Origin of the sequence: Acinetobacter sp. PFS20 (assembly GCF_052261015.1) — a bacterium.
Taxonomy (GTDB): domain Bacteria; phylum Pseudomonadota; class Gammaproteobacteria; order Pseudomonadales; family Moraxellaceae; genus Acinetobacter.
Genome location: NZ_JBPVZE010000001.1, coordinates 808,467 through 832,804, shown reverse-complemented (window position 1 = coordinate 832,804; position 24,338 = coordinate 808,467). Strand labels below are relative to the sequence as shown.

At 38.8% G+C, this 24,338-nt stretch carries 23 protein-coding genes; 13 read left to right on the top strand and 10 right to left on the bottom strand.

The features are described 5' to 3' along the window. The first annotated feature begins 160 nt into the window (after positions 1 to 160). Both hpt and ACS125_RS03965 read left to right on the top strand, forming a co-directional pair. Entirely contained in the window at positions 161 to 688 is a 528-nt protein-coding gene (gene hpt, locus ACS125_RS03970; protein WP_004795560.1) for a hypoxanthine phosphoribosyltransferase, read from the top strand. 172 nt (positions 689 to 860) lie between these two features. Then, positions 861 to 1,112 (top strand): GlsB/YeaQ/YmgE family stress response membrane protein, encoded by a 252-nt coding sequence (locus tag ACS125_RS03965; RefSeq protein ID WP_000269732.1) that lies wholly within the window; start codon positions 861 to 863, stop codon positions 1,110 to 1,112. A gap of 52 nt (positions 1,113 to 1,164) precedes the next feature. On the opposite strand, the gene ACS125_RS03960 is transcribed toward ACS125_RS03965, so the two are convergent. After that, on the bottom strand, positions 1,165 to 1,863 hold the full coding sequence (locus ACS125_RS03960; protein ID WP_443270645.1) for a DsbC family protein: 699 nt from the start codon (positions 1,861 to 1,863) through the stop codon (positions 1,165 to 1,167). 95 nt (positions 1,864 to 1,958) lie between these two features. Continuing rightward, a complete protein-coding gene (gene dmeF, locus ACS125_RS03955) occupies positions 1,959 to 2,939 on the bottom strand; it encodes a CDF family Co(II)/Ni(II) efflux transporter DmeF (protein ID WP_443273912.1) in 981 nt (326 codons plus the stop codon). Between the two features lie 57 nt (positions 2,940 to 2,996). On the opposite strand from dmeF, the gene ACS125_RS03950 reads away from it, so the two are divergent. After that, a complete protein-coding gene (locus ACS125_RS03950; protein ID WP_004795563.1) occupies positions 2,997 to 3,260 on the top strand; it encodes a metal/formaldehyde-sensitive transcriptional repressor in 264 nt (87 codons plus the stop codon). Positions 3,261 to 3,308: 48 nt separating this feature from the next. Here the strand turns inward: ACS125_RS03950 and mnmE are convergent, their stop codons facing one another. The 5 genes from mnmE to rpmH form a co-directional block, all read right to left on the bottom strand. Continuing rightward, positions 3,309 to 4,664: a tRNA uridine-5-carboxymethylaminomethyl(34) synthesis GTPase MnmE gene (mnmE, locus tag ACS125_RS03945; protein ID WP_443270643.1), complete on the bottom strand. Its 1,356-nt coding sequence runs from the start codon at positions 4,662 to 4,664 to the stop codon at positions 3,309 to 3,311. Between the two features lie 90 nt (positions 4,665 to 4,754). Continuing rightward, positions 4,755 to 6,515, bottom strand: coding sequence for a membrane protein insertase YidC (gene yidC / locus ACS125_RS03940; RefSeq protein WP_004795565.1), 1,761 nt, complete (start codon positions 6,513 to 6,515; stop codon positions 4,755 to 4,757). 5 nt (positions 6,516 to 6,520) lie between these two features. Then, positions 6,521 to 6,841: a membrane protein insertion efficiency factor YidD gene (gene yidD / locus ACS125_RS03935; protein ID WP_003656027.1), complete on the bottom strand. Its 321-nt coding sequence runs from the start codon at positions 6,839 to 6,841 to the stop codon at positions 6,521 to 6,523. Between the two features lie 10 nt (positions 6,842 to 6,851). Next, entirely contained in the window at positions 6,852 to 7,244 is a 393-nt protein-coding gene (gene rnpA / locus ACS125_RS03930; RefSeq protein ID WP_004795567.1) for a ribonuclease P protein component, read from the bottom strand. Positions 7,245 to 7,273: 29 nt separating this feature from the next. After that, positions 7,274 to 7,408 carry a 50S ribosomal protein L34 gene (rpmH, locus tag ACS125_RS03925; RefSeq protein ID WP_000831329.1) on the bottom strand — a complete coding sequence of 45 codons (135 nt, stop codon included), beginning with the start codon at positions 7,406 to 7,408 and terminating at the stop codon, positions 7,274 to 7,276. A 681-nt stretch (positions 7,409 to 8,089) separates the two neighbouring features. On the opposite strand from rpmH, the gene dnaA reads away from it, so the two are divergent. The 6 genes from dnaA (at position 8,090) to ACS125_RS03895 (ending at position 15,839) form a co-directional block, all read left to right on the top strand. After that, entirely contained in the window at positions 8,090 to 9,496 is a 1,407-nt protein-coding gene (dnaA, locus tag ACS125_RS03920) for a chromosomal replication initiator protein DnaA (RefSeq protein WP_005308372.1), read from the top strand. Positions 9,497 to 9,593: 97 nt separating this feature from the next. Continuing rightward, entirely contained in the window at positions 9,594 to 10,742 is a 1,149-nt protein-coding gene (gene dnaN, locus ACS125_RS03915) for a DNA polymerase III subunit beta (RefSeq protein ID WP_005308370.1), read from the top strand. Between the two features lie 14 nt (positions 10,743 to 10,756). Continuing rightward, the gene (gene recF, locus ACS125_RS03910) at positions 10,757 to 11,839 is read left to right on the top strand and encodes a DNA replication/repair protein RecF (protein ID WP_443270637.1); all 1,083 of its coding nucleotides are present in this window, start codon (positions 10,757 to 10,759) and stop codon (positions 11,837 to 11,839) included. Between the two features lie 52 nt (positions 11,840 to 11,891). Next, a complete protein-coding gene (gene gyrB / locus ACS125_RS03905; protein ID WP_004795574.1) occupies positions 11,892 to 14,360 on the top strand; it encodes a DNA topoisomerase (ATP-hydrolyzing) subunit B in 2,469 nt (822 codons plus the stop codon). A gap of 35 nt (positions 14,361 to 14,395) precedes the next feature. Next, positions 14,396 to 14,788, top strand: a complete 393-nt coding sequence (cybC, locus tag ACS125_RS03900; protein ID WP_174740960.1) for a cytochrome b562 — start codon at positions 14,396 to 14,398, stop codon at positions 14,786 to 14,788. A 124-nt stretch (positions 14,789 to 14,912) separates the two neighbouring features. Next, entirely contained in the window at positions 14,913 to 15,839 is a 927-nt protein-coding gene (locus ACS125_RS03895; RefSeq protein WP_443270634.1) for a hypothetical protein, read from the top strand. Between the two features lie 50 nt (positions 15,840 to 15,889). On the opposite strand, the gene ACS125_RS03890 is transcribed toward ACS125_RS03895, so the two are convergent. After that, complete coding sequence (locus tag ACS125_RS03890) at positions 15,890 to 17,821, bottom strand: ATP-binding cassette domain-containing protein (RefSeq protein WP_013196506.1); 1,932 nt, start codon at positions 17,819 to 17,821, stop codon at positions 15,890 to 15,892. A 253-nt stretch (positions 17,822 to 18,074) separates the two neighbouring features. On the opposite strand from ACS125_RS03890, the gene ACS125_RS03885 reads away from it, so the two are divergent. The 4 genes from ACS125_RS03885 to erpA all read left to right on the top strand — a co-directional run bounded on the left by ACS125_RS03885 (position 18,075) and on the right by erpA (position 22,161). Continuing rightward, a complete protein-coding gene (locus ACS125_RS03885; protein WP_443270631.1) occupies positions 18,075 to 19,079 on the top strand; it encodes a putative solute-binding protein in 1,005 nt (334 codons plus the stop codon). A gap of 255 nt (positions 19,080 to 19,334) precedes the next feature. After that, on the top strand, positions 19,335 to 20,342 hold the full coding sequence (locus ACS125_RS03880) for a putative solute-binding protein (RefSeq protein WP_003656045.1): 1,008 nt from the start codon (positions 19,335 to 19,337) through the stop codon (positions 20,340 to 20,342). Between the two features lie 354 nt (positions 20,343 to 20,696). Then, complete coding sequence (locus ACS125_RS03875) at positions 20,697 to 21,701, top strand: putative solute-binding protein (protein WP_013196508.1); 1,005 nt, start codon at positions 20,697 to 20,699, stop codon at positions 21,699 to 21,701. Positions 21,702 to 21,825: 124 nt separating this feature from the next. Next, a complete protein-coding gene (gene erpA / locus ACS125_RS03870) occupies positions 21,826 to 22,161 on the top strand; it encodes an iron-sulfur cluster insertion protein ErpA (protein ID WP_003656048.1) in 336 nt (111 codons plus the stop codon). Positions 22,162 to 22,222: 61 nt separating this feature from the next. Here the strand turns inward: erpA and ACS125_RS03865 are convergent, their stop codons facing one another. Further along, complete coding sequence (locus ACS125_RS03865; protein ID WP_443270628.1) at positions 22,223 to 23,065, bottom strand: alpha/beta fold hydrolase; 843 nt, start codon at positions 23,063 to 23,065, stop codon at positions 22,223 to 22,225. A gap of 128 nt (positions 23,066 to 23,193) precedes the next feature. Continuing rightward, on the bottom strand, positions 23,194 to 24,321 hold the full coding sequence (locus tag ACS125_RS03860; RefSeq protein WP_004795587.1) for an anhydro-N-acetylmuramic acid kinase: 1,128 nt from the start codon (positions 24,319 to 24,321) through the stop codon (positions 23,194 to 23,196). Between the last annotated feature and the right edge of the window lie 17 nt (positions 24,322 to 24,338).

Here is a 24,338-nt window from a genome sequence, read left to right as displayed (position 1 = left end):
GCGGGATCGACATATTGCTCAAAATGATAAAACTTCAAAGTCATCAAAGGGTGCATGAAACATCATTTTGCTTTAAAATTTTACCATTAACTCAGATTTTAGAGGTGTTGCAGGTCAACACCTTTTTTATTTTTTCTTTTATATCTTGTAGGAATCTGACATGACTGTTGCAATGAGCATCATGATTTCAACCGAAGAAATTCAAGCAAAAGTCAAAGAGCTCGGCGAGCAAATTAACGCTCACTATGCAAATAGCGACAAAGAGTTAGTCCTGATTGGGCTACTGCGTGGTTCTGTTATTTTCATGGCAGACTTGTGCCGAACGATTACCAAACCGCATGAACTCGACTTTATGACAGTCTCTAGCTACGGCGGCGGTACGACTTCAAGTCGGGATGTTAAAATCTTAAAAGATCTTGATGGTGAAATTCGCGGTAAAGATGTACTGGTCGTTGAAGATATTATCGACTCAGGTAATACCTTAAGCAAAGTTATGGAAATGCTGCAAACTCGCGAACCAAATTCGATTCAATTGTGTACGTTAGTGAGTAAACCATCTCGCCGTGAAATTGATCTCGAAGTGAAATTTTTAGGTTTTGAAGTAGAAGACAAGTTTATTGTGGGTTATGGATTAGACTACGATCAAAAATATCGCCACTTACCATTTATTGGCGAAATTGGTTTATAAATTTCAAAAAAATAGCACCGCGAGGTGCTATTTTTTTATATAAAACTTTAGCTTCGAACAAAAAAGACACAAAAAGTCGCAATCTGCTACAGACAAAACAGACAGCTCTGCCGCACGATAGAATATGAAGCAAAATCATTAACTTCATCAAAAAAACAACTGGAGAACAAATATGTGGTCACTCATTGTCGCTATTGTAGTTGGTTTCTTTGCTGGCTTAATCGCTCGTGCCTTACATCCAGGGGATGATAAAGCAGGTTTCATCGTAACCACCCTAATTGGTATTGCAGGTTCACTTCTAGCCACTTATGGTGGTCGTTTACTTGGCCTTTATGGAGAAAATTCAGCTGCGGGCTTTATCGCATCTGTAATTGGTGCAGTCATTATTCTCTTTATTTACAATTTAATTGCACGAAAAAGTTAATGACTTTTAGGCAATAAAAAAGCACCAGATGGTGCTTTTTTTTTAATTCATTTTATAGACCTAATTCTTTCCAAACTGCCTGAATTTCTTCGGCAGATCGAGCGCCTACCAGTTTAAATCCATTTGCAAAAATTAAGGTAGGGGTACCATTAAAACCTAGTTTTTTTCCAAGCTCTAAATTACGATCAATTGGATTAGCACAGTTTGTCACTGTTGGTTTAACACCTTGTTGAATCAGTTTTTTCCATGAATAGGATTGATTTGGCGCACACCAAACCTGCCTAGAAACAACAATAGACTGAGGTTTTAAAGGATAGATGAACGTGTAAATGGTTACATCTTTCAGCTTATCGAGTTCAGGTTCAAGTTGTTTGCAATAAGGGCAGTTTGGATCAGAAAATACTACTAAAACATGCTGTCCATTACCTTTAACCGTTTTAATCGCATCTTTTAAAGGTAATTGTTTCCAATCAATTGAGTTCTGTCCTAACACTAGATCTTTGGTTAAGTTTTTCTGATCTTTTAAACGAATCATAGAGCCTACAAACATATGCTGCCCATCTTCGCCAACATAAATGATTTGCTGATCGAGATTAGCGCTATATAGCCCAGGCATTTCGGTTTTCTGAATATTGCTAATTTTCAAATTAGGATATTGTTTTTTAATATTTTCCCTAACAGTATCTACATTAGCGAAACTCACACTTGCTGTTAAGCTAAATAACGCCAATATTCCTAATTTTTTAAGCATAAAACCGACTCATAGGTAGGAGAGGAGCTCATTTTAATCAGTTCAGCTTTTGAGAACAGAACTGATTACCGAGTTATAACCAAAATGCCACTCATTTATGCCAATGTTTCACGTGGAACATAAGTAGATTTTAGAATATTAATTTCTACCGATATATGCACAATTTCATCATGAATTGATAAAGCCTGACGAATCTGATCTGCGGTTAAAGAAATATCATCAGTTTCGAGCGCTAAAATACAAGAAAATTTACCTTTTGCGACTTTCCAGACATGAATATCCGTAATTTCAATATGTTTCGGAAATTCACCAATCACTTCACGAATTTCTTCAACCACAGGATGGTCCATTTCAGCATCTAAAAGGGTCTTTCCTGTCTCTTTCATTAACCCAAAAGACCATTTTGCAACCAAAATAGCACCTAAAATCCCTAAAAGTGCATCTAAAAAACCCCATCCAAAATATTTACCAGCACAAAGCGCAATAATTGCAAAAACGGAGGTCACAGTATCTGCAACTACATGTAAAAAAGCGGCTTTTTGGTTTAAATCATGATGGTGATGCCCATGTTCATGATGGTGATGGTGATGGTGATGGTGATGGTGATGGTGATGGTGATGGTGCCCATCATCGTGAAGTAACCATGCGCAAATCAAGTTAATGACCAAACCTAAAATTGCAATAGGAATAGCTTCATTATAAAAAATCTCAACTGGATTAAATAAACGTTGTATCGACTGAAAAGCCATAAAAATGGCAACAACCATCAGCAAAATTGCACTGCTATAACCCGCTAAAATCTCGATTTTCCAAGTTCCAAAACTAAACCGATGATCTTTGGAATAATGACGAGCTGCACGATAAGCAAAATAGGCTAAACCGAGTGCCAACATATGTGAACTCATATGCCAACCATCAGCGAGAAGTGCCATTGAATTGAAAAACCATCCACCAAATATCTCTAACACCATCATGGATGCCGTTAAAATCGTTGCAATCAAAATACGTTTTTGTGCAAGTGGATTTCCTTCATCAAACTGATGTTGATGATGACGTGATACACTATGATCCTGCATAATATTCAAACCCAATATACTCCCTACCAGTATATTGAATTATACAAGAGAACATAGATGAGTCACATTGGTCAGGATAAAAAAATAGTTAATCGTGTAAAACGACTAAAAGGGCAAATTAATAGTATTGAGCATGCCGTTGAACAGCCTGATATTTCATGTATAGAAATACTGCAACAAGTTGCTGCCATTAAAGGTGCGATAAACGGTTTAATGAGTGAATTGATGGAACAACACTTACATCATCATGTACTCAAAGAAGCACAAGTTGATCAGAATGAGTTAGATGAGTTTTTAAAGGTTCTAAAAAGATACGGTTAACAAGGTGACTGAATGACACAGCCATGTGCATCATCCAGAGTTTTTCAGTTATTTTCCAATACAAAACGAACCAAAAATCTTGCCTAATAGGTCATCGGCGCTAAAGTCACCGGTAATTTCACCTAAAGCATTTTGAGCAAGGCGTAATGATTCAGCAACGAGTTCACCTGCATTAAACACAACAAGTTGCTCATGTGCTTCTGAAAGATAGAGCTGTGTGCGCTTCATTGCGTCTAAATGACGTGTTCTCGCAATAAAGGTGTCTTCCTCAGGGTGGAAGCCTGCATGCGCTGTAATCGCATCTACGAGGCCTTGTACGCCCATCTCTTGTTTTGCAGAAACGGTTATATGACGGAACCCTTGAAAATCGCTTATTTCAGCTAATTGTCCAGTTAAATCGCATTTATTGCCAATTAACATTAAACGACGCGGTTCGATGTGTTCAGCAAAATATTCTTGAGCAAGTTTTAATGGGTCATCGCCTTGATTTAAATCATAAACCAGCAATAACAAATCAGCTTGTTCAATTTCTTTAATTGCTCTGCGGATCCCTTCTTTTTCAACAATGTCACCTGTTTCACGTAGGCCAGCTGTGTCTGTTAAGGTGATTGGTAGGCCATTTAAGCTAATTTTTTCATGTAAAACATCGCGAGTTGTACCGGCAATATCCGTCACAATTGCGCGCTCAACACCAGCTAGCGCATTCAACAAGCTAGATTTACCTGCATTTGGTTTACCCGCAATAACGACTTGTAAACCTTCACGTAGTAATTGACCTTGTCGTGCAGATGTTTGAACTGCATGTACTGACTGCTGAACATCTTCAAGTAAAGCTAAAATCTTACCATCTGCTAAGAAATCGATTTCTTCTTCGGGAAAATCAATTGCGGCTTCAACATGTAAGCGTAAATGGATCAGTTTTTCTAAAACCGTATTAATTTTTGTTGAAAAAGCGCCTTGTAAAGAGCGAACAGCAGAGCGTGCCGCAGCTTGCGAAGTCGCATCAATCAAATCGGCAATCGCTTCTGCTTGTACCAAGTCCATCTTGCCATTTTCAAAAGCGCGCATGGAGAATTCACCAGCTTTTGCAGCAATTGCACCCAGCTCAAATAGACGTCCAAGCAAGGCATTCTGGATGACTGGACCACCGTGACCTTGTAGCTCTACAACATCTTCACCTGTAAAGGAGTGGGGATTGGGAAAGCATAGAACAATCCCTTCATCCATAATGCTGCCATCAGCATCATAAAACTTACGAAAACCCGCCATACGTGCTTCAGGCAAGTTTTTCTGTGTCAGGTTTTGAGCAATCTCATAAGCTTTAGGTCCCGATAGGCGAATCACGCCCACACCACCACGCCCTAGTGGCGTTGCAATCGCGGCAATCGTGGTTTGACTTTGCATATTATTCACCTAAAAACCTAAAATCCAGCCAAAGAAAAATCCGCCTAAGATTACCATCTTAAGCGGATTTATTCAGCAAAAGTTCAATGATTAAGAAGCTGATTCAGTCTTATTTATACGACTTTTTTCAACGCTCTTGTTAATAAACGACTGCTGTAAAATAGTAATACTGTTGTTCACAATCCAGTACAGCACGAGACCTGCTGGGAAGAACAACATAAATACCGTGAACATAATCGGCATAATGCGGAACACTTTTGCCTGCATAGGATCAGCGGGTTGCGGGTTCAACATTTGCTGCGCAAACATCGTAGCACCCATGATCAACGGCAAGATGAACCAAGGATCCATTGCTGACAAGTCTTGAATCCAGCCTAACCACGGTGCGTGACGTAATTCCACACTTTCCATGAGTACCCAATACAAGGCAAGGAAAATTGGCATTTGTAGCAACAATGGTAAACAACCTGAAAGTGGATTCACTTGTTCACGTTTGTATAAAGCCATCATTTCTTGGGAGAAGCGCATACGGTCTTCACCGAACTCTTCTTTCATGCGTTGCATTTCTGGTGCAATCACACGCATTTTCGCCATAGAACGATAACTTTTTGAAGATAAAGGCCATAAAATCATCTTCACCATCACGGTAAGTAAGATGATTGACCATCCCCAGTTGCCCACAATGCTATGGAAGAATTGAAGACCTAAGAACAATAACTTGGCAATCGGCCATAACCAGCCATAATCGACAGTCTGATTCAAGCCAACCGCTAAATCTTTTAATTCAGATTGTACTTTCGGACCTGAATAAAGTTTTGCGTCCACTTCCATTGAAGTGCCTGCCGGAACATTAATCACTGGTGAGGTAAAACCAATGATATTCATATGATCCGCAGATTGACGAGATTCAAGTTTAGCTACATAAGGCTGACCATTTGCTTGAGTCAGTTTAAGATTCCCAGGAATCCAAGCACTTACAAAATAATGCTGAACAATCGCAACCCATCCACCTTTCGCTTCAGTATTTACTTTTTCTTCTGAGAAATTAGCAAACTTAAGCTTGTTGTAGTGTGAATCAGGTGTTCCCCAAGCTCCACCTAAGAAAGTTCCTAGAGTGAAAATACCTTGAGAAGATTTACCAGGATCATCAGAGTTATCACGCTTTAATTGTCCAAACATCTGACCTTGCCAGCTTTGTTGGCTACGGTTAATCACTTGATGTCTTACAACAATTGGATATTGCCCTTGGGTAAAGGTGAAAGTTTTAATAATTTCAACGCCTTCAGGTGTTTTAAATACCATCGGAACGTTTAAAACTTTTTCAGATTGACCCTTTTGATCCTGTACACCCTTAGCATCAGCCAAAGTATATGATGTTTTTTCAACCGCATATAATGGACGACCACCACGACTGCTATCTGGTCCATTCAAACCAATTAAGCCAGATTGAGCAACATATGTACGCTTGGCATCATTTTCAAGCATAACAAATGGCTGATCGCTGTCTTTGCTTTTGTCGTGTGAGAGTAATTCAATACGAACAATATCACCACCTTTTGGATTGATCCAAATATGGTAAAGGTCAGTTTGTACTGAAATAAGCTGTTGATTCACAGGTGCAGTTGCATCTGTGGTTTGTGACTGCGCAATATTTGCTTGTGGCACATCGGAAGCCACTGTTGCATTTTTAGCATTTGGCAAATCAGCAGATACTTCATGTGAACTTACAGCCGCCGCTTGTTTTTGCGGTGCAGTTGCAGCATTTCCATAATCTTTTTGCCAAGCCAAAATGAGCAAATATGCGGTGACAAACATGGCCCCGAGAATTGCAAACCTGGCCCATTGTTGCATATCTATTACCCCAAATGGTTAGAGAGATTTTGCTTCAGTAAACGATCACGAAAGGGTACAGCAACATGATGCGTTTGAGAATCTATTTGATGAAACGAAATAAAACGAATTGCTTTTGGCGGTACCGGATCATATCCAGATCCACCCCACGGATGACAACGACAAATTCGTTTAGAAGATAACCAAACGCCTTTGATTGCACCATGAGTTTGCAATGCTTCTATCGCATATTGGGAACAGGTCGGGATATAACGACAACGGGGTCCAAGAAGCGGACTAATCGCAATTTGATACAGTCGAATCAACCAACGTAGAAAACGAACCATTGGCTATCTCTTAATTCTGCGAGGTTGTGCCAACTTTAGAATGTTTTTTTGCTAAGCGTTGTAATTTTTGCCAAGCAAAATCTAATTGTTGATATAGCTCAGCATTCGTAATCGCTTCTATACCGACTTTCGGCATTACCACAATATCTATATCTGATCCAAAATTCGGCTGATGTAGACGAAAGCTCTCACGAGCAAGACGTTTTATTCGATTTCTTTCATGCGCACGGCGCACTTTTTTCTTAGCAACAACAATACCCAAACGGCTATTAGGCTGTTCGGTTAATTTTGCAAGAAATAAAAAATGGGGTTGATGCACTTTAAAAAGCGCACCATCGAATACACTTTTATAATCTGCAGCACAGCGTATTCGCACATCTGTGCTAAAATTGTAAAGTGTCATCACACCCAAGTCTGGTCAGCGTAACAGTATTAAACAGTTAAGCTATGACGACCTTTTGCACGACGACGAGCTAATACTTGACGACCAGCTTTAGTTGCCATACGAGCACGGAAACCATGAACGCGTTTACGCTTTAATTCAGATGGCTGGAAAGTACGTTTCATATCGAAACTCCCAAAAATGATCTTTCTATAAAGGTCCGCGATTTTATTGTGCAATGTTTACGCTGTCAATGAAAAACCAAGAAAGTTTTGTATTTAACCCAAATTTTTAATCTCTCTACTTCTTTTTATGATTGTCATAATTCAGTGCAATATATAGTTTTTAAAGTTATACACAAAGTAATTGTCTATTTTTATTAGAACTTTTATTATATACACACCTTATATACATATTTATCAACAAAACAAGATATCATCTTGGCTTTGATTTACTGCATTTGAATTTAAATTCATATTTTGCAGTTATCCACAAAAGATCACACCCCTATTAAATAAATTCAAATTTTAAAATTTATATTTATTCTTATTAGGAGCGGTTTTTTCTGTGGATTTCGTACTTTTAAATTTAAAAAACATGTGTTTGGGTTGTTGATAACTCTGTTTTTATTATATTTATGGATTGTGGATAAGTTTGTATGATAATTTATCCACAGGTTGTGCGAAAAGTTATACACAAGTGGTTTTGAATTTAAATTTATTCACAAGAGTTTTCTTTTTAGACAAAATCGCTCGAATTCGTCATGACAGATGTGGATAACTTGGTTAGAATGGCGACCCCTTCTCATATGGAAGGGTGAATCTTTAGATTGTTTGAATTTAAAAACGCAAAAATAGGGGATACACATGCTTTGGACAGACTGCTTAACTCGCTTGCGACAAGAGCTCTCTGATAACGTCTTTGCGATGTGGATTCGCCCATTAGTTGCTGAAGAAGTAGAAGGGATACTACGTCTCTATGCTCCTAACCCTTATTGGACGCGTTACATTCAAGAGAATCATTTAGAATTAATTTCTATATTGGCTGAGCAGTTGTCAGAAGGACGTGTACGTCAGGTTGAGATTTTAGTTGATTCTCGTCCTGGGAGTATTTTGTCATCGAGCGAACAACCAGCAACCACTACAGCTGCGCTGCAAACTGCGCCACCACAAAGTATTAAAGTAAAAAAAGAGCCTGAGTCTGTTTCTAGCCCACATGCGAATAGTGTCGTCAATCCGAAAACATCAAAAAAGAAACTACTGAATCCTCAGTTTACTTTTTCTTTATTTGTTGAAGGTCGTTCGAACCAGATGGCTGCTGAAACATGTAGAAAAGTATTAACTCAATTAGGTGCCTCACAACATAACCCTTTGTTTTTATACGGTCCTACAGGATTAGGTAAGACACACTTAATGCAAGCAGTTGGTAATGCTTTATTACAAGCCAAACCAAATGCTCGTGTTATGTATATGACTTCTGAGAGTTTTGTTCAGGATTTTGTGAGTTCTTTACAAAAAGGCAAAGTAGAAGAGTTTAAGAAAAACTGTCGTTCTTTAGATTTATTATTGGTCGATGATATTCATCTCTTAGCAGGTAAAGAGGCGAGTCTAGTTGAGTTCTTCTATACATTTAATGCCTTACTTGATGAATCTAAACAAATTATTTTAACTTCAGACCGTTATCCAAAAGAGTTAACAGAGTTGGATCCGCGTTTAGTTTCTCGTTTTTCTTGGGGACTTTCAGTAGGCGTTGAACCACCAGATATTGAAACTCGTATCGAAATTTTATTAAAGAAAGCCGAAAATAGCGGCGTTGATTTACCTCGAAATTGTGCATTATTTATTGCACAACAAGTGGTTGCTAACGTACGTGAACTTGAAGGTGCACTTAATAAAGTCGTTGCAATTTCTCGTTTTAAAGGTGCGCCAATCGATCTTGATGTGGTTCGTGAGTCTTTGAAAGATGTGTTAGCGATCCGTGCACGAACAATTAGTGTAGAAAATATTCAGCGCGTCGTGAGTGAGTATTTCCGTATCCCATTAAAAGAATTAGTAGGGCCTAAACGTACGCGAATTTATGCTCGACCACGTCAGTTAGCAATGGGACTTGCTCGTGAATTGACCGGTGATAGTTTTCCAGAAATTGGAATGGCTTTTGGTGGACGCGACCACAGTACCGTGATGCATGCTTGTGAAAAAGTAACCAGTCTGCGCGGAGAAGATCCAATTTTTGACGAAGATTATAAAAATCTACTGCGTCTACTTCAGAGTTAATGAAATAATAAGACATTGTTGCAAAGTCTACGTAAGTGCAGCATAGTACACAGCTAAAAAATGAAATATTTGCTCCAAGTTGCTAGAGGAATGAATCGTGCGTTTGAAAATCGCTAAAGAAAGTTTACTCAATGTTTTATCGCATGTTGTCGGTGCGGTAGAACGTCGTCATACATTGAATATTCTTTCAAACGTCAAAATTCAGACTAATGCTCAGGCGCTCACCATTACTGGTTCCGATCTGGAGGTCGAACTGGTTGCGAGCACTGTTTTAACAGAAGGGGCATGCCTTGAAGCAGGGGAAACCACAGTCCCTGCCCGTAAATTAATGGAAATTTGTAAATCATTGCCTACAGCTGCATTAATTGATTTACAAATTACTGAAGATCAAAGATGTATCTTAAAATCTGGTAATAGCCGTTTCGTATTAGGAACTTTACCAGCAGAAGATTATCCATTATTGACGACTGAAAATAGTCAAGGTACTCAAGTACAGGTAACTCAACGTGAGTTAAAGCGTTTATTTGAAAAAACTGCTTTTGCGATGGCTGTACAAGATGTACGTTTCTATTTAACAGGTACTTTATTGGAAATTGATGAAAATCAATTACGTGCAGTAACAACAGATGGACACCGTTTAGCACTTTGTGAAATTACGGCTTCTTCTACATCATCTCAATTGGTTCAGGCCATTGTACCTCGTAAAGCTGTTGGTGAATTACAGCGTTTACTGAGTATTGAAGATGAACAATTAACATTGTTGATTGGTCGTGAGTTGTTAAATGTAACCATCAATACGCCAAGTCGTGACAAAGAGCAGGGTGATATTACTGTTCGTTTTACAACAAAATTGATTGATGGAAAATTCCCTGATTATCGTCGTGTAATTCCACGTGGTGGCGATAAACATGTATTAATTAGCCATGATGTATTTAAGCAATCATTACAACGTGTTGCAATTTTGAGTAATGAAAAATTGCGTGGCGTTTTCTTGAATTTTAATCAAGATTCTTTACAGCTTCGTGCGAATAACCCTGAGCAAGATGAAGCTATTGAAGATTTAGCTATCCAATATCAAAACGTACCACTTGAAATGTCATTTAATGCGCAATATTTACTTGAAGTATTGGGTGTACTTGATGGCGATGACGTAAACATGAGTATGAGTGAAGCGAATCAGTCTGTTTTGGTTCAAGATCCAGCACATACTGATCAAACTTATGTAGTTATGCCGATGCGTGTATAATCTGGCTATCTAATATGCATCTTACGCGCTTAAACATTGAACGTGTGCGTAATTTAAAAACGGTTGCACTCCAAGGGTTGCAACCGTTTAATATATTTTATGGCGCTAATGGTTCAGGGAAAACCTCCATTCTGGAAGCAATTCATTTGCTTGCAACTGGGCGATCGTTCCGCACTCATATTCCTAAAAATTATATTCAGTATGCTGCCGAAGATGCGATTGTCTTTGCCCAGTCTAGTACTGAAAAAATTGGCATGCAAAAGTTAGCATCTGGTGAGCAGTTGATGAAGGTCAATGGCGATACCGTAGCTACCCAAGGCCAACTTGCTAAATTACTTCCTTTACAGCACCTCGATCCACAAAGTACCGACATTATTGACCATGGTGCAAAACCACGACGCCAACTTTTAGATTGGCTGATGTTCCACGTGGAACCTGAGTTTTATTTTGCGTGGCAATACTATTCGCGTGCATTAAAACAGCGAAATACGTTACTTAAAACCCGAAGAAATTTGTCGTTGGCTGATTTAGAGCCTTGGAACAAAATGCTGAGTGATTATGGTGAAATTTTGCACTCTCAGCGCTTGGGTATTGTGGAACAATGGAATGTGTTTTTTCAAAATGATTTGAGCCAATTACTCCCTGATCTTGAAATTGAACTGGAATACATTCCAGGTTTTCATACAGAGCAGGGGCTCATGCAAGACCTGCTAAATCAACACCAAAAAGATATCGAAAGACGGTATACCGAATATGGTCCACATCGCGCAGATTTGCGTTTAAAAACCCCGTTTGGACACGCTGATGTGGTTTTATCAAGAGGTCAGAAAAAACTGCTGATTATTGCTTTAAAACTGTCACAAATTGCAATGTTACATGCGAGTAATAAGGAAACTGTGGTATTATTAGATGATCTGACAGCAGAATTAGACTTAACCGCACAACAACGTTTAATTGAACGATTAAGCCAACTTGGTAGCCAGGTTTTTATGACAACTTTAGATCATGCATCGGTAAAAAAACACTTACATGATCTGTCTATTTCATATCAATTATTCAATGTTGAATCCGGTCAAGTTAGTCTTGCTTCACCATAATTTTTTGATGTTAACCATCTTTGAATAAACCTATATTTGCTAGGGAGAAACCATGAGTTCAGAGTCTCAATCAGCCTCTCAAACAGAACAAACCAATGAAAAGGCTTATGATTCCTCTAGTATTAAAGTATTACGTGGATTAGATGCAGTTCGTAAACGTCCGGGTATGTATATTGGGGATACAGACGACGGTACCGGTTTACACCATATGGTATTCGAGGTAGTCGATAACGCGATCGATGAAGCTTTAGCTGGGCATTGTGATGAAATTATCGTCACTATTCATGAAGATGAGTCCGTAAGCGTTTCTGATAATGGCCGTGGTATTCCAACCGATATTCACCCCGAAGAAGGTGTTTCTGCAGCGGAAGTAATTCTTACCATTCTGCACGCAGGTGGTAAGTTTGATGACAACAGCTATAAAGTTTCTGGTGGTTTGCACGGCGTAGGTGTTTCTGTAGTAAACGCACTTTCGCGTAAATTACATTTAATGATTTCTCGCGCTGGTCAAGTGCATGAGCAAGAATATCAACACGGTGATCCACAATATCCATTACGTGTGATTGGTGAAACAGATAAAAGCGGTACAACAGTACGTTTTTGGCCAAGTGCAGAAACTTTTAGCCAAACTATCTTTAACGTAGAAATTTTAGCGCGTCGTTTACGTGAGCTTTCATTCTTAAATGCGGGCGTGCGTATTGTTTTACGTGATGAACGAATTAACCTTGAACATGTGTATGACTACGAAGGTGGCTTATCTGAGTTCGTAAAATACATTAACGAAGGTAAAACTCATCTGAATGAGATTTTCCATTTCACTGCGGATACAGATAACGGCATTGTTGTAGAAGTAGCCTTACAGTGGAACGAAAGTTATCAAGAAAACGTTCGTTGTTTTACCAATAATATTCCTCAAAAAGATGGTGGTACTCATTTAGCAGGTTTCCGTGCAGCGTTGACGCGTGGTCTTAACCAATATCTTGAAAATGAAAATATTATCAAGAAAGAAAAAGTCAATGTAACCGGTGACGATGCGCGTGAAGGTTTAACTGCTATTATTTCGGTAAAAGTACCTGATCCGAAGTTCTCATCTCAAACCAAAGAAAAACTGGTATCGAGTGAAGTAAAACCAGCAGTTGAGCAAGCAATGAACAAAGAGTTCTCTGCTTACTTACTTGAAAACCCGCAAGCTGCAAAATCGATTGCAGGTAAAATTATTGATGCTGCGCGTGCGCGTGATGCTGCGCGTAAAGCACGTGAAATGACGCGTCGTAAAAGCGCACTTGATATCGCTGGTTTACCAGGTAAATTGGCAGATTGTCAGGAAAAAGATCCAGCACTTTCTGAACTATATCTTGTCGAGGGTGACTCTGCAGGTGGTAGTGCCAAGCAAGGCCGTAACCGTAAAATGCAGGCTATTTTGCCGTTGAAAGGTAAAATCCTGAACGTTGAACGTGCGCGCTTTGATAAAATGATTTCTAGTCAGGAAGTCGGTACTTTAATTACTGCGCTTGGCTGTGGTATTGGTCGTGAAGAATATAATCCTGATAAGCTACGCTATCATAAAATCATTATCATGACCGATGCCGACGTTGATGGTTCGCACATTCGTACCTTGTTATTAACGTTCTTCTTCCGTCAAATGCCAGAATTGGTTGAGCGTGGGCATATTTATATTGCACAGCCACCTTTGTATAAATTGAAAAAAGGTAAGCAGGAACAATACATCAAAGATAATGATGCATTGGAAACTTATTTAATTTCAAATGCGATTGATGAGCTATCTTTGCATACCAATGCTGAAGCACCTGCTATTACAGGTGAAGCACTTGCAAAAGTCATTCAAGACTATCAAGTTTCACAAAAGAGTTTACAGCGCTTAACTTTACGTTATCCAGCTAGCTTATTGGATGCTTTACTTGAAGTAGAAGCGTTCAAGAGCGATCAAAATCATGATCAGGCTTATGTACAACAATGGGCTGATCAAGTAAAAGCTATCATTACAAGATTACAGCCAAGTTTACGCCCAGAAATTACACTAGAGTCATTTGAGCGTGAAAATGCTCAAGGTGAAAAATCTGCGCATTATTGGCCGCGTATTACGGTATATGTTCATAACTTGCCACATGCATATTTGCTTGATGCAGCTTTATTGAATTCAGCTGAGTATGCACGTTTGCTGAAAAACTCGAAGAGTTGGTTCAGTTTGCTTGAAGATGGTGCTTATTTACAAAAAGGTGATCGCCGTATTCAGGTAGCTAACTTCCATCAAGTTTGGCAGCATATTCTGCAAGATTCGCGCCGCGGTATGATGATTCAGCGCTATAAAGGTCTTGGCGAAATGAACGCTGAACAGCTTTGGGAAACGACAATGGACCCTGAAAACCGTAATATGTTGCAGGTAACTATTGATGATGCGATTGAAGCAGATCGTATGTTCTCTTGCTTGATGGGTGATGATGTGGAACCACGTCGTGCATTCATTGAAGAAAATGCTTTAAATGCGGATATTGATGCTTAATCCATAATATGATTCTAAATCAGTCTAGGGAGAGAATGATGAGTCAGAAATTATTAGCTAGTCTTTTAATTTCATGTGCGATTTTAGGAAGTTCTGCTGTTTCGGCGGCAGACCTAGAAACGAATATGAAAATTTTAGCTAAGAGTACTAAAGCATTTGCTGAAGCAAAAGATACTGCTAATGCGAAACAACAGCTTGTTGTAATGCGTGAAGCAGCTGTTTCTTCTAAGCAATATTTACCACATAAACTCGAAGGTTTACCTTTAGGAAATGTACAGGTAAAAGAGTACCAAGCTGGTTTAGATCAGCTTGTTGCCGAGATTGATAAAGTAACTGCTTTGGTTGAGCAAGGACAATTAGATCAAGCCAAAACTGAAGCAATCAATTTAGTCACAATACGAAATGAAAATCATAAAAAGTTTAGATAATTCTTTTTATGATGATTAAAGAAAAGGCTTTGTTTAATTAAAAACAAAGCCTTTTTTTATAAGAAATGAACTTTTAAACTGCCATTTAGATGGTAGTTTCCATTTATATCAAGAGAATATAATTTTGAAAAAAACACAAAAACTCTTATGCATTGGGATCATGTTTTTTAATTGCTTATTTCAACTGCATGCTGCTACAGTCCCAACTTTTTATGGAAAATTAGTATTTCATCGTTATAGTGATTATGACGCATGGGACAGTAAGCTTTATCTTTATAACTTCACAACACAGCAGACTACATTACTGGGCACAAATTGGAAAATTGACCATATGATGAATGGTCATTTCTCTCCAGATGGAAAATGGTTAACTTTCATGGGAGTGAATTCTGGGCAGCATTACGGCGATGCATGGGATGTGTATGCTTGGAAAGTGGGCAGTAGTGAGTTACCCATTAACTTAACTCAGGGAAATAACAAACGCGATGAAGATCCAAAATTCATAGATAACCAGCGTATTATTTTCAAACAAAATGGCGATTTAAAAATCGTTAAAATGATGGATCGTACGATAACTTCTGTCACTCAAAATGGTTGGGACATAGAAGAATCGATGCCTTATCCGATGGTAAATACTACCCAAATCTTATATGCAAAAGGTGCTGGAAATAATTCTCGAATTTTCAGTATTGATCAGTCGGGTGCCTATGATACACAGCTAATCAATATCGCTTCATACTATCCAATATGGTGGCAAGGCAGTCAGTTTTTATATGTGCGTTGGTATAGTCAAACAAATGCTCATGATCAGATCTATCTCTATGACATGGCTAATAAACAAACCACACGTTTGCCATTTAACAGCATTAATTATGATACTTCCGATCCAGCGCCTTTAGATCAGCGTTACATGGTGGTGTCACTTGCAGGGCAAACAGGTAGTCGTGGCGGTTATGATCTATATATCGCAGATAGCCAATCAAGCAATGTTTGGCCTTTACCTGTAAATAGCAATTTAAATGAATTAGGGGCTTTTTATACCCCTTATTAATTAATAAAAAAGCCGATTAAGAAATCGGCTTTTTTATTTTAGAAAACAGATTAATCAAAAGAAGCTTCCATTTCTTCTAACTCCATCATGAGTTCTAAAAGTTGCTCTTCGTGTTGTTCAAGTTTAGCCTTCAGCTCAGTCTGTTCATTCATAAGTTTGAGTAAATCGTCTTTACGTGCAGCTTCATATAGAGATGTGTCTGCTAGAGATTCTTCAATTTTGGCAAGCTGCGGTTGAAGCTTCTCAATTTGAGACTCAACTTTTTCAATGTTTTTACGAATAGGTCGAGTCTGTTCACGACGGCGAGCTGCTTCTTTACGCTGAGCTTCTTTATCAACTTTAGCTGGGGCAGCAGCAGTGGTAGAGGACGAATTATTCTGTGCCACAGCAGTTTGAGCGTTAATGAGTTGCTGACGTGCTTCACGTAGCCATTTTGCATAATCCTGTAAATCACCTTCGAATTCGGTACATTTACCGCCGTGTACCAAAAGAAGCTCGTCACAAACACTTGCAATGAGTTGACGTTCGTGGGAAACCAGTACAACAGCACCCTCAAAGTCTTGTAATGCCATGCTCAGTGAATGACGCATATCTAGATCTAAATGGTTCGTCGGTTCATCGAGAATTAAAACGTTTGGACGCTGCCATACAATAAGTGCGAGGGCTAAACGAGCGCGCTCTCCACCAGAAAAGGTTTCACATGGCGTATCCATGCGTTCACCACTAAAGCCAAAACTACCTAAGAAAGAACGTAGGGTGGCTTCACTAATTTTTTTATCTGCTATACGAGCAAGCTGTAACATTGGAGTAGCATGGCCATCTAAAGCATCCATTTGGTGCTGCGCAAAGTAACCAATGTTAAGCAGTTCGGAAGCTTTACGTTCACCCGCTAAGAGAGGTAAATCACCAACCAAGCTCTTAATCAATGTTGACTTACCTGCGCCGTTCATACCAAGTAAACCAATACGTGAGGTTGGTGTAATTTGTAATCTGATTTTTTCGGCTATTTGTTTATCTCCATAACCAATACTGGCATTGTCTAAAGTCAGCAAAGGAGAACTCATTTTGGTGGGTTCACGGAAACTAAACGTAAACGGCGTATCTACATGAGCGGGTGCAAGTTGCTGCATGCGCTCAAGTTGTTTAATACGACTCTGCGCCTGACGAGCTTTAGTCGCTTTTGCTTTAAAACGGTCAATAAACTTTTGTAGATGAGCACGTGTTTCTTCTTGTTTCTCAAAAGCTTGTTGTTGTTGGGCAAGACGTTCACTACGCGTAGTTTCAAATGTAGAGTAGTTTCCGGTGTAAAGCGTGAGTTCTTGATTTTCAATATGAAGAATATGATCTGTAATCGCATCTAAAAAGTCACGGTCATGCGAAATGAGGATGAGTGTACCTTCATAGGCTTTAAGCCAATCTTCTAACCACAGAATTGCATCCAAGTCTAAATGGTTGGTTGGTTCGTCTAGTAATAATAAATCTGAACGACTCATAAGGGTACGCGCTAAATTTAAGCGCATACGCCATCCACCTGAGAAACTCTCAACATTCAAACGTAATTGATTTTCTAGAAACCCAAGACCAGCCATGAGTTGGGCTGCTTTAGATGGTGCTGAATAACCATGAATTTCATCAAAGCGGCCATGCAATTTAGCCAATTCAAAATCAGTCAGTTGATCTGGTTGAGCAAGCTTATTTTGAATATCCCAAAATTCTTCATCACCCGAAAGAACAAAATCAATTGCAGGCATATCTAAGGCTTTTATTTCTTGAGCCATATGCGCTACAGTCCAGCCTGTAGGACGAGTAAGTGAACCTTCATCGGCACCTAAACTTCCAAGTAATGCAGCAAATAATGTTGACTTACCTGCACCATTTACCCCAGTTAGACCAATCTTCCAACCTGGGTGTAATTGCATAGACGCTTTTTGAAAGAGAACACGTCCACCGCGGCGTAAAGAAACTTGGTCAAATTGAATCATCTTATTGTATCGAGGTGAGTTAGGGATGCTGTATTTTAAAGAGAACTGCCGATGAAAACAAAACTTTCCGGATTTTAGTGAGCGGCTGTTAATAATTACATATTTCAAGACATTCTAAATTTCGCTATTCATCCGAAATTCTCAAAATATTGAACAAGATAGAACACATTTAAAAAAATATGGCTAAAATAAAAACAGTTTAAATTTTGGTTGATTAATGAGCTACTAATAAAACTAGACTAAGGAAAGTCAAATGAAAAAAAGATTGGGGATTGTTAGTGCAGTATTTTGCTGTGCTATGGGAACAGCACATGCTGGACAAAATGTGTGTGTGTTTGATTTATTAGGAAAGTCAGGTGAATCCTATAAACTGATGGAAGAATGGGCGCTTGCAGCTAAAGAGTGGCAAGCAGATATCACTTTAATTCCATTTCAAGATGAAGCTTTGGTTGACCGTAGGTTGCGTGAAGGCAAGTGTGATGCCGCTTATATGACTTCCATGCGGGCGAGAAATTACAATAAATTTGCAGGTTCGATTGATGCAATTGGTGGAGTAACCAGTAATGCTATTGCGCAAAAAGCTATTAGCTACGTTTTAGATAAACGCAATAAACATCGTATGGTAACTGCACAAAATGGAGCCAATTACGAAGTCGTCGGGATTGTTCAGATTGGATTGGCTTATTTATTTGTAAGAGATAAAAACCTGAATTCAATTGAAAAAGTACGCGGTACTAAATTTGCTATTTTGCAATATGACGCAGCACAGAAGATTATGGTGGAAAGTGTAGGTGCCCAGCCTATTCCATCAGAAATTACCGATTTTGTGAAAAAGTTTAATAGTGGACAAGTCGATGCAATTGCTGCACCAGCTTATGCTTATAAACCTTTAGAGATTGGTAAAGGGGTAGGAGGGAAAGGGGCAATGTTTACTTTCCCTGTGGTTAACGTTACGGGAGATTTAGTTGCTCGAAGTGATAAGTTCCCTACAGATTTCGGTATAAAGTCACGTGCTTGGTTTCTACAGCAATTACCTCAGAACTTTGCCATGATAAAACGGCTAGAAGTGGGCGTACCATCAAAAATTAAAATGAATTTTTCAGCTGAAGACAAAATTAAATATCAAAAAATTTTACGTGAAGGTCGCCTCAGCTTAACAAAGCAGGGGGTATACGATGCAACAATGATGAGTGTGCTGAAGCGTGCTCGTTGTACGGTTGAAAGAACTAATTTTGAATGTACCCTTAATGGGGAATAGTTTATTTTTTAAACACAAAAACGCTACATATATTTCAAAGCTGAATATGGGTATGAAAATTGTGAATATAAAAAGTAACTTACGGAAACTTAGTGATTTTTACCACTAATAAATAATTTAAATTGAACAAACAATGGTTCAATAAGATAAAAATATTTGAGTAAAAGCTCTATTTTTTTCTAAAAAACATGATTAATATCTGTCTTTGAAAGGAAACTTCAAACAAAAAATCTGTTCCGTGGAAGGATGAAGAAAATGAAAAAAATCGTACTTGCTATGGCTGCCGCTTCTGTTGTTGGTTTTTCTGCTTCAGCGCAAGCAGCGAGTACCGTATGTGTATTCGACCTCTTAGGAAAAGCAGGCGACTCATATAAAATGATGGAAGAATGGGCTCTAGCTGCAAAAGGCTGGGGTACTGAAATTAACTTAGTTCCTCGTCAGGACGAGGCTGTTGCTGATAATGATTTTAAAGCCGGCAAATGTGATGCTGTAGCAATGACAGCAATGCGTGCACGCCAATATAACAAATTCGCAGGATCTATCGACTCACTCGGTGGTGTTCCAAATAACCAAATCGCTCAACGTGCAATTACTTATGTATTAGATGCACGTAATGCAGCAAAAATGACCACTAATATGGGTGGTAAAAAATATGAAGTTGCTGGTATTTCTCCGCTAGGTTCAGCATTCATTTTCGTACGTGACAAAAACATCAACTCTGTTGAAAAAGCTGCGGGTAAAAAATTCGCCGTACTGGGCTATGACGATGCACAAAAAATTATGGTGCAACGTGTAGGTGCTCAAGCGGTTCTTTCTGATATTTCAAACTTTGCCGCTAAATTTAACAATGGTCAGGTAGATATGGTAGGTGCACCTGCTTATGCTTACAAACCATTAGAGTTAAATAAAGGTTTAGGTGCAAACGGTGTAATGTGGAACTTCCCTGTATTACACGTTACAGCAGATCTAGTATTACGTTCTGATAAATTCCCAGCTGGTTTTGGTCAAAAATCTCGTGACTGGTTCGTTAAACAGTTGCCTAAGAACTTTGCAATGATCAACCGTTTAGAAGCGCAAATTCCTGGCAAATACAAAATGAACTTAAGTGCAGAAGATAAACTTAAGTATCAAAAAATGTTGCGTGATGGCCGTATGGACTTAACTAAACGCGGTGTTTACGATGCAGGAATGATGTCTGTACTTAAAAAAGCACGTTGTTCTGTAGACAAGGCTAACTTTGAATGTTCAATGCCTGGTGAATAATCTTAATTTCTTTCAGAAAGCCTAGACTGAGTTCTAGGCTTTTTGTTTTATATGTGCTGTCAATTCTGCCATTGTGGTTAGTTAGAAAGACGTTAAGCTAAATTTAGATAAAAACTTCATAAGGAAACATGAAGGTATAAAAATGGATCAAGGACTTGAGTGATTAAAATAATTGCTAATAGGTAGCTCAATCGTTATCTATTTTTCATGGAAATAAAATCATAAAAGCAAAATGGACCCGTAAAAATATCTTCAATATGATTTTTATATGAAGCCTATCCGATTCATACCTGATTGGTGTGAAATTTCTTGGTATCGAAAAACAAAAACTCCACAAGGAAAGGAAAAAGAAATATGCAATTTTCCAAAATGCTATTACTTGCGATGGGACTTACTACAGTTTCTTTTGCAGCTCAGGCTAAACAAACAGTATGTGTTTTTGACTTCGTTGGTAAAAATGGCGATGTCTATGCATTAATGAAGGATTATCAACTTGCCGCTAAAAACTGGGGAGCTGATATCGAACTTAAAGTAAACCAAAATGAAGCCGTGATTGCTGAAGATTTTAAAGCAGGCAAATGTGATGGTATTAGTGTGTCAGGGATGCGTGGCCGTCAATTTAACTCATTTACTGGGTCATTAGACGCGATCGGGGCCATTCCTGACCTGAAGCTTGCTGTAAAAATAATGCAAGGTTTAGCGAGTCCAACTTTTAGTAAATATATGGTTAATGGTCGCTATGAGGTTGTTGGTGTTATTCCAGTTGGTGATGCTTACCTTCTAGTAAACGATCGCAGCATCAATACAGTAGCGAAAGCCGCAGGTAAGAAAATTGCTGTTCTTGACTATGATGAAGCACAAAAAATTATGGTTCAGCAGGTAGGGGCACAGGCTGTGAGCGCTGATGTAACCAATTTCGGTGCGAAATTTAATAACCATCAAGTTGATATTATTGGTGCGCCAGCAGCAGCATTTAAGCCTTTAGAGCTACAAAAAGGTTTAGGAACAAAAGGTGCGATCGTGAACTATCCGATCTTACAGGTCACAGGAAATATTATTATCCGTCCTGATAAGTTCCCAGCTGGTTTTGGTCAGAAATCTAGAGAATGGGTTTCAGGTCAGCTACCACGTGCATTTACCATCTTGGGTAAAATGAAAGCTGATATACCGCAAAAATACTGGATGGATGTTCCAGCAGCCGATAAACCAGGCTACCAAAAGCTTATGCGTGAGTCTCGAATTAACCTTACACAACGTGGTGTGTACGATAAACGTATGATGAAACTCCTTTGGCAATTCCGTTGTAAACAAGACGCTAAAAACTTCGAATGTGGCTTACAGGACGAGAATTACAAATAATCTTGATAAAAATACTCAAGATTCGCTTTAAACTTCGAAGACAGACCCTATATTGATTATGCTATACTCAATATAGGGTCTTTTTTATTTTGAAAGGCACAGCAAAATCCGAGGAACAATCATCATGAATGCCCAAGCTCTAGTTTTGACAGATAATGCTGCCAATAAGGTACGCCAACTCCGTGATAGTGAAGGGAATGACGATCTCATGTTACGTGTATATGTAACAGGAGGCGGGTGTTCAGGGTTTTCGTATGGCTTCAATTTTGCTGAAAGCGTAAATGAAGATGATGCAGAATTCGTAAATGGCGATGTAAAAATGCTTGTTGACTCACTTAGCTATCAATATTTAATTGGCTCAGTAGTTGACTATGTAGAAGGTCTTGAAGGGTCACGTTTTATTATCCAAAACCCGAATGCGACAACAACATGTGGTTGTGGTTCTTCGTTCTCGATTTAAAAAGAATTTTAAAATTAAAAAAACCTCTCTATTTTGAGAGGTTTTTTTATTGGTCAAATCATTATTTTTTACGGACAGATTCTAAAAAGTATTGCACTAGTTCAGGTGCATTCTGATATGGAATCCAATGTGATGCATCCATAAAAACTGCCTCATAACTATTTTTAAAATAATGTGAGTTTAGCTCGGCACTTTTTTCTGTAACGGCAATATCATGTTTGCCCCAAATAAAAAGAGTAGGAACATCTATTGCTTTAAAAGGATTTTGAGGCTTGTCCCAAAAAAAGCCACGATACCAATTCAACGCCGTAGATAATCTATTTTCTTCTATAAACTCAGCCTCGAATATCTCAATTTGCTGATCAGTCATACCCGATGACTTAAGAAACTTACGGCCCAATTTAGGTATTTTTTTAAATAAAAGTTCGGGCAGAATCGGCAGCTGAAAAATTACAAAATAATAAGATTTAAAAAGTTGTCTACTGCTTAAACAAGCTTTTAAAAAAGCAGCTTGATGGGGTACAGAAACTAAAGTGAGATGCTGTATATATTGTTGATACTTCATCGCAATGCCTGAGGCAATTGCCGAGCCCCAGTCATGCCCAATTAAATAAACTGGCTGGCCAAGCTGCTCAATTAAACTTGCCACATCTTCTACAAGTTCACTCAGTGAATATTGAAATCGGCTTTGAGGTCTAGCATTTAAACTATAACCACGTTGATGAATCGCAAGTGTTCTAAATTGATGCTGATGCAATAATTCAGAGGTTTGTTCCCAACTATGAGCAGTTTCTGGAAAACCATGCAATAAAACAACGATTGGACCACCTATAGGGCCTGAATCAATTACATCGAATGTCCAAGCCCCACGTGTGTATTGATGAATACGTTTGGTCAGATCCATACAAACATGCCTTAAATTATTTTTGTCGGCATTTATCATGAGTTTTTATGCTCATTTAAATAACAGCATTTCGGGTCAGTAAATGTGTTATGAGGTCGAATCTAACTAATCAAATCAATAAGTAGTTTTTATACTACTGTGATCGTACCTAGAATTCTGAAATCCGAAGCACCTGTTACTGCGGGCAAATTACCACTTAAACCATTTACAAAGCGCATTGCTAACCATGCAAATGCTGTAGCCTCTACCCAAGTAGGGGAGAGCCCTAAAACATCTGTAGGTTGAACAGACCAATTGTGCTTACGAAGACGCCAGCGTAATTGCTCTAATAAATAAGAGTTATAAGCACCACCGCCACATACATATACTTCACCTGTTTCCATCTCAGAGCGATAAATCGCTTTTTGAATGGCACGCACAGTAAGCTTTAATAAGGTGGCTTGGATGTTTTCAGGGGTATCTTCTAACTCATCATAAGTTAAATCATTTCGCCAATCGATTAACTGATCATCTAACCAGTCAATATTAAAGTCTTCACGTCCTGTGCTCTTAGGTGGTTCTTTAGAAAAATACTCATGCGCATGAAGACGGTCGAGTAAAGAGCGAATAGGATGACCATAAGCTGCCCAATCACCGTTTTCATCATATGGATGACCTGTATGGCGATGACACCAAGCATCCATCAAAATATTTGCAGGACCTGTATCAAAACCAAATACGCCGTCAGCATTATTGGCAGGCAACATACTCACATTAGCAATACCACCCAAATTCAAAATCACACGATGAATACTTGGATGTTGAAATAATGCTTGATGGAAAGCCGGAACCAATGGTGCACCTTGACCGCCTGCTGCCATATCTCTACGACGGAAATCTGAAACAACCGGAATCTGAGTGATTTCAGTAATAATGTTGGGATCGCCAATTTGTAGCGTAAATCCATGTTCTGGACGGTGGCGAATGGTTTGCCCATGTGAACCAATTGCTTTAATTTGACTCCGATCTAACTGGTTTTTTTCAATGAGAGTATTAATGCCATGACCAATCATTTTGGCTAAAGCAACATCAGCTTTACCCATGCGGTCAATTTCATTGTCATCAGGCAAAGTTAACGCCATAAGCTCATCACGTAACTCGGGTTCAAATGGAACTGTAAGAGTGGCATGAAGCTGTAGTGGCTCAAATGAAGCCGCAACAATATCCACACCATCCATACTAGTGCCAGTCATTACGCCGATATAGATTGCGCTCATATGCAACTTCCCCTGCA